Annotated in this window: 6 protein-coding genes; all 6 read left to right on the forward strand. The window is 59.2% G+C overall.

The features are described from left to right. The first annotated feature begins 381 nt into the window (after positions 1–381). Genes F7R06_RS25765 through F7R06_RS25790 form a run of 6 tightly spaced genes read left to right on the forward strand, consistent with a single transcriptional unit; the run spans position 382 to position 6,355 of the window. Positions 382–1,476: an ABC transporter ATP-binding protein gene (locus F7R06_RS25765; RefSeq protein ID WP_090323525.1), complete on the forward strand. Its 1,095-nt coding sequence runs from the start codon at positions 382–384 to the stop codon at positions 1,474–1,476. Beyond that, on the forward strand, positions 1,476–2,609 hold the full coding sequence (locus tag F7R06_RS25770) for an ABC transporter ATP-binding protein (protein ID WP_090323524.1): 1,134 nt from the start codon (positions 1,476–1,478) through the stop codon (positions 2,607–2,609). Before F7R06_RS25765 ends, F7R06_RS25770 begins: the two co-directional genes overlap by 1 nt. Next, the gene (locus F7R06_RS25775; RefSeq protein WP_090323523.1) at positions 2,606–3,472 is read left to right on the forward strand and encodes a carbohydrate ABC transporter permease; all 867 of its coding nucleotides are present in this window, start codon (positions 2,606–2,608) and stop codon (positions 3,470–3,472) included. The genes F7R06_RS25770 and F7R06_RS25775 overlap by 4 nt, the downstream gene beginning before the upstream one ends. A gap of 8 nt (positions 3,473–3,480) precedes the next feature. Next, positions 3,481–4,281 (forward strand): carbohydrate ABC transporter permease, encoded by an 801-nt coding sequence (locus F7R06_RS25780; protein WP_090323521.1) that lies wholly within the window; start codon positions 3,481–3,483, stop codon positions 4,279–4,281. Between the two features lie 11 nt (positions 4,282–4,292). Then, positions 4,293–4,565, forward strand: a complete 273-nt coding sequence (locus F7R06_RS25785; protein ID WP_090323519.1) for a DUF2160 domain-containing protein — start codon at positions 4,293–4,295, stop codon at positions 4,563–4,565. A 47-nt stretch (positions 4,566–4,612) separates the two neighbouring features. Then, positions 4,613–6,355, forward strand: coding sequence for an ABC transporter substrate-binding protein (locus tag F7R06_RS25790; RefSeq protein ID WP_090323518.1), 1,743 nt, complete (start codon positions 4,613–4,615; stop codon positions 6,353–6,355). The last annotated feature ends 275 nt before the right edge of the window (positions 6,356–6,630 follow it).

Raw genomic sequence — 6,630 nt, forward strand, 5'->3', positions numbered from 1 at the left:
AGTCAGCCTCTGATTAACGCTTTTATTGTTGTTATGGATGCATCAACTACGCAGGACTTTGTAGGAGCGAGCTTGCTCGCGATGGACGTCAACGATGACGAGGGCTGTCTGAATGAACGGGGCGATCTCTCGTTCATCGCGAGCGAGCTCGCTCCTACAGGAACCGTAAACGGTCTGTAGAGTGTTGTTGACGAATGTTCATTGTCAATCGGTGAACTGTTCAATTGTTCACTTTCGGTTGTTCATTTGTGTTCATCAACGAACGTGACTCAGTAGTCACTTTCAAGGATTTCAAGCCAAATCAACGGCTTGTGATTTCTGGCACAAATGTCGCTATACAGCTCCGGTCGCTTGACTCCAAAAATAAAAAAAGGCCGAGCCATGTCATTAACCCTGGAGCATGTCAGCCGTACCGTCGAGGGCCAGACCTGGATCGACGATGCCTGCCTGAGTTTCGAACCCGGATCCTTCAACGTTTTGCTGGGGCGCACGCTGTCCGGCAAAACCAGTCTCATGCGCTTGATGGCCGGGCTGGACAAGCCCGACACCGGGCGCATCCTGATGAACGGCGTGGATGTCACACAGCGGCCGGTGCGTTTGCGCAACGTGTCGATGGTGTATCAGCAGTTCATCAATTACCCGACCATGACGGTGTTCGAGAACATCGCCTCGCCGCTGCGGCAGGCCGGGGTGTCCAATGAGCAGATCCAGACCAAGGTGCTGGAAACCGCCAGGATGCTGCGCATCGAGAAGTTTCTGCAGCGTTATCCGCTGGAGCTCTCCGGTGGACAGCAACAGCGCACGGCCATGGCCCGGGCGCTGGTCAAGGACGCCGAGCTGATTCTGTTCGATGAGCCGCTGGTCAACCTCGACTACAAACTGCGCGAGGAGCTGCGCCAGGAAATGCGCGAGCTGTTCAAGGCCCGCCACACCATCGCGATCTACGCCACCACCGAACCCAACGAAGCGCTGGCCCTCGGCGGCACCACGACCATTCTTCACGAGGGTCGGGTAATCCAGAGCGGCAAGTCTTCCGCGGTCTATCACCAGCCGCAGACCGTGTTGGCGGCCGAGCTGTTTTCCGAACCGCCGATCAACCTGATGCCGGGGCGCATCGCCGGTAACGAAGTGAGTTTCGCCAATTTCGTGCATTTCCCGCTGAACGTCGATTTGCGGCCGGTGGGCGAGGGCGAATTTCGCTTCGGCGTGCGGCCCAGCCATATCTCGCTGGTACCCAGCAACGACGACGACCTGGAATTGGCGGTGACCGTCGAAGTCGCGGAAATCAGCGGCTCGGAAACCTTCCTGCACGTGCGCAACGAGCATTTCCTGCTGGTGCTGCACTTGCCCGGTGTCCACGAATACGACGTCGATGCGCCGATCCGCATCTACATCCCGACCCATAAACTGTTTGTGTTCGATACGCAGGGGCGGCTGGTCCAGGCGCCGGGCCGGCGTGTCGCGAGGGTTGCCTGATGGCTGAAATCCGTTTGCAGAACCTCGCCCACAGCTACACCAAAACCCCGGGCGGACCCGAGGATTACGCGATCCGCGAGATGGACCACATCTGGGAGCAGGGCGGTGCCTATGCCTTGCTCGGTCCGTCGGGGTGCGGCAAGTCGACCTTGCTCAACATCATTTCCGGGTTGCTCAGTCCGTCCCAGGGCCACGTGCTGTTCGATGGCAAAGCGGTCAACGACTTGACCCCGGAGAAGCGCAACATCGCCCAGGTTTTCCAGTTTCCGGTGGTCTACGACACCATGACGGTATTCGACAACCTGGCTTTCCCGCTGCGCAATCAGGGCATGGCCGAGGCGAAAATTCACGCCAAGGTGCGGGAAATTGCCGAAGTCCTCGATCTGCAGAATCTGTTGAGCAAAAAGGCGCGCAACCTCACCGCCGACGAAAAGCAGAAAGTGTCCATGGGCCGTGGACTGGTGCGCGATGACGTGTCGGCGATTCTATTCGATGAACCGCTGACCGTGATCGACCCGCACCTGAAGTGGAAGCTGCGGCGCAAGCTCAAGCAGATCCACGAGCAATTCAACATCACCATGGTCTACGTCACTCACGATCAACTGGAAGCCTCGACCTTTGCCGACAAGATCGCGGTGATGTACGGCGGGCAGATCGTGCAGTTCGGCACGCCACGGGAATTGTTCGAACGCCCGAGCCACACCTTTGTCGGTTACTTCATCGGCAGCCCGGGGATGAACCTGATCGAGGTGCAGCCGCAACCGGGCGGCGTTGGCTTCGCCTCGACCCATTTGCCGCTGTCCGCGGCCCTGCGGCAACGCATCGCCGAGACCCAATGGGAAACCCTGAAAGTCGGTATCCGGCCCGAGTTCGTCCATGTGTGGGAAGAGCCATTCGATGACGCGATGCGGGCTCACGTCGTACACGTCGAAGACCTCGGCACCTACAAGATCATGACCCTGGACCTTGATGGCGCAGCGCTGAAAGTTCGCCTGGCCGAAGACAAGCCGGTGCCTGAAGGCACGGCGTATATCAGTTTTCCGGGGCAATGGCTGATGGTCTATGCCGACGAATTCCTGCTGGAGCCCCACGCCGTCAACGAAGCAATGGCCAATAAAGAGGCGCAGCCATGAACAAGGTGCAGAACAACAAGGCCTGGTGGCTGGTGCTGCCAGTGTTCCTGCTGGTGGCGTTCAGTGCGGTGATCCCGATGATGACCGTGGTCAACTATTCGGTGCAGGACATTTTCGACCAGTCCAGCCGCTACTTCGTCGGCGCCGACTGGTACAGGCAAGTGCTGCTCGATCCTCGCCTGCATGACTCGCTGCTGCGCCAGTTCATCTATTCGGCCTGTGTGTTGCTGATTGAAATTCCCCTGGGCATCGCCATCGCGCTAACCATGCCCACCAAGGGGCGCTGGTCGTCGCTGGTGCTGATTATCCTGGCGATTCCCCTGCTGATTCCGTGGAACGTGGTCGGCACCATCTGGCAGATCTTCGGTCGCGCCGACATCGGTCTGCTGGGTTCGAGCCTCAATGGCATGGGCATCAGCTACAACTACGCGGCGAACACCATGGACGCCTGGGTCACCGTGCTGGTGATGGACGTGTGGCACTGGACGTCGCTGGTGGCGCTGTTGTGTTTCTCCGGTCTGCGGGCGATTCCGGACGTGTATTACCAGGCGGCGCGGATCGATCGGGCTTCGGCCTGGGCGGTGTTCCGGCACATCCAGCTGCCCAAGCTCAAGAGCGTGCTGCTGATCGCGGTGATGCTGCGCTTCATGGACAGTTTCATGATCTACACCGAACCCTTCGTGCTCACGGGCGGCGGACCGGGTAATGCCACGACCTTCCTCAGTCAGACATTGACCCAGATGGCCGTAGGGCAATTCGACCTGGGGCCGGCAGCGGCATTCTCGCTGGTGTATTTCCTGATCATCCTGTTGGTGTCCTGGTTGTTCTACACCGCCATGACTCACTCCGACGCCAACCGCTGAGGCCCGCCATGAGCAAGAGAAAGCTGATTCCGTTGCTGGTCTACATCCTGTTCCTGCTGGTGCCGATCTACTGGCTGTTGAACATGTCGTTCAAGAGCAACACTGAAATCCTCGGCGGCCTGACGCTGTTTCCCGCGGATTTCACCCTGCATAACTACAAGGTGATCTTCACCGACCCGAGTTGGTACAGCGGTTATCTCAACTCGCTGTACTACGTGAGCCTGAACACGGTGATCTCCCTGAGCGTGGCGCTGCCGGCGGCCTATGCGTTCTCGCGTTACCGTTTCCTCGGCGACAAGCACCTGTTCTTCTGGCTGCTGACCAACCGCATGGCACCACCGGCGGTGTTCCTGTTGCCGTTCTTCCAGCTGTATTCGTCGATCGGCCTGTTCGATACCCACATCGCCGTGGCCCTGGCGCACTGCCTGTTCAACGTGCCGCTGGCGGTGTGGATTCTCGAGGGGTTCATGTCCGGTGTGCCCAAGGAAATCGACGAAACCGCCTACATCGATGGCTACAGCTTTCCCAAGTTCTTCGTGAAGATTTTCATCCCGCTGATCGGCTCCGGCATCGGCGTCACGGCGTTTTTCTGCTTCATGTTTTCCTGGGTCGAACTGCTGCTGGCGCGCACGCTGACGTCGGTGAACGCCAAGCCGATCGCGGCGGTGATGACCCGCACGGTCTCGGCGTCGGGCATCGACTGGGGCGTGCTGGCGGCGGCGGGGGTGTTGACCATCCTGCCGGGCATGCTGGTGATCTGGTTTGTTCGCAACCACGTGGCCAAGGGCTTTGCCCTGGGTCGGGTCTGAGGAACTGAATGATGGAATGGATGAGCTGGACGATTCCCACAGCGGCTTTCTTCGTCGTCATTGGCCTGATTCTGCTGGGCATGACGACCTGGGAACTGCGTTCGCCGAGCATGCTGCGGCGAGGTTTTCTGCCGATTGCCACCACCCGTGGCGATCGGCTGTTTATCGGTCTTCTCGGCAGCGCCTACCTGCATTTGCTGGTCATAGGCGTGACCGACTGGAGCATCTGGGTCGCCTTCGCGTCGTCCTTGGTGTGGCTGTTGGCTGTGATGCGGTGGGGCTAGTCGAATCGCTCGGCAACGTTGCTCCGAAACTTAAACAGGAGGTCTCTATGTTCGACAAAAACAATAAGCTGCGACATAGCATTTCATTGGCAGCCATGCTGGCACTCAGTGGTTTGAGCGCTTCGGCCTGGGCTGATGCCTATGAAGACGCTGCGAAGAAATGGATTGGCAGCGAGTTCAAACCATCCACCCTGACGGCCGATCAGCAGCTCGAGGAATTGAAGTGGTTCATCAAGGCCGCCGAGCCGTTTCGCGGGATGGACATCAAGGTCGTCTCGGAAACCCTGACCACTCACGAATACGAGTCCAAGGTGCTGGCCAAGGCCTTTACCGAAATCACCGGGATCAAAGTGACCCACGACTTGCTGCAAGAAGGCGATGTAGTGGAAAAGCTGCAGACCGTGATGCAGTCGGACAAGAGCATCTATGACGGCTGGGTCAACGACTCGGACTTGATCGGTACGCACTTCCGTTACGGCAAGACCGAAGCCATCACCGACCTGATGGCCAACGAAGGGAAAAACTTCACGTCGCCCACCCTCGACATCAAGGATTTCATCGGCACCTCCTTCACCACCGCACCGGACGGCAAACTCTATCAGCTGCCCGATCAGCAGTTCGCCAACCTGTACTGGTTCCGCGCCGACTGGTTCGAGCGCCCGGACCTGAAAGCCAGGTTCAAGGAAAAATACGGCTACGAGCTGGGCGTGCCGGTGAACTGGTCGGCCTATGAAGACATCGCCAAATTCTTCAGCGAAGACGTCAAGGAAATCGATGGCAAGCGTGTCTACGGGCACATGGACTACGGCAAGAAAGACCCGTCCCTGGGCTGGCGCTTCACCGATGCCTGGTTCTCCATGGCCGGTGGCGGCGACAAGGGCTTGCCCAATGGTTTGCCGGTGGATGAGTGGGGCATTCGTGTCGAGGATTGCCATCCGGTGGGCTCCAGCGTCACCCGCGGTGGCGATACCAACGGCCCGGCAGCGGTCTTCGCCACCCAGAAGTACGTTGACTGGATGAAGGCCTATGCGCCACCTGAAGCGGCGGGCATGACCTTCTCCGAATCCGGCCCCGTGCCTTCCCAGGGCAACATCGCCCAGCAGATCTTCTGGTACACCGCGTTCACGGCCGACATGACCAAGCCGGGTCTGCCCGTGGTGAATGCCGACGGCACACCGAAATGGCGCATGGCGCCGTCGCCGCGTGGTCCGTACTGGGAGGAGGGCATGAAGCTGGGGTATCAGGACGTGGGTTCCTGGACGTTCATGAAGTCCACGCCCGAGAAGCAAAAACTCGCCGCCTGGCTCTATGCGCAGTTCGTGACGTCGAAAACCGTATCGCTGAAGAAAACCATCGTTGGCCTGACGCCGATCCGCGAATCGGACATCAACTCGCAAGCCATGACCGACCTGGCGCCGAAGCTCGGTGGCCTGGTGGAGTTCTACCGCAGCCCGGCCCGCGTGCAATGGACCCCGACCGGGACCAACGTGCCTGATTATCCTCGCCTCGCGCAGTTGTGGTGGAGCCACATCGCCGAAGCGGCCAGCGGCGAGAAGACCCCACAACAGGCACTGGACGGACTGGCCAAGGACCAGGACGCCATCATGTCCCGCCTGGAACGCTCAAAAGCGCAAACCACCTGCGCCCCGAAAATGAACCCCGAGCGCGATGCGCAATACTGGTTCGACCAGCCGGGTGCACCGAAGCCGAAACTGGCGAACGAGAAGCCCAAGGGCGAGACCGTGAGCTACAACGAACTGCTGAAGTCGTGGGCCGATGCGCGTAAGTAAATGACCGGAGTGTGAAAGGCGAACGGCACCGGAAGGTGCCGTTTTTGTTTGTGCCTGTGCCAGCGCAGGCGCCGTGTCGGGCCACACGGAAAGATCAGGTCAATATTGCCGATTCAGTAACGGCCAGAACGCAAAAACGGCACCCGAACAGACTGTGTGAAAACCTAGCAATCTGCGCAGCGCTCAAAGAAAATGCTCCGTATCGAAAGATACGGAGCATTTTTCGTTATGGCCTACATCCAGGGAGAGCCCCGCAGCCAGACCAGCCTGTTCCC

This window comes from Pseudomonas moorei, from assembly GCF_008801475.1.
GTDB classification, from domain to species: domain Bacteria; phylum Pseudomonadota; class Gammaproteobacteria; order Pseudomonadales; family Pseudomonadaceae; genus Aquipseudomonas; species Aquipseudomonas moorei.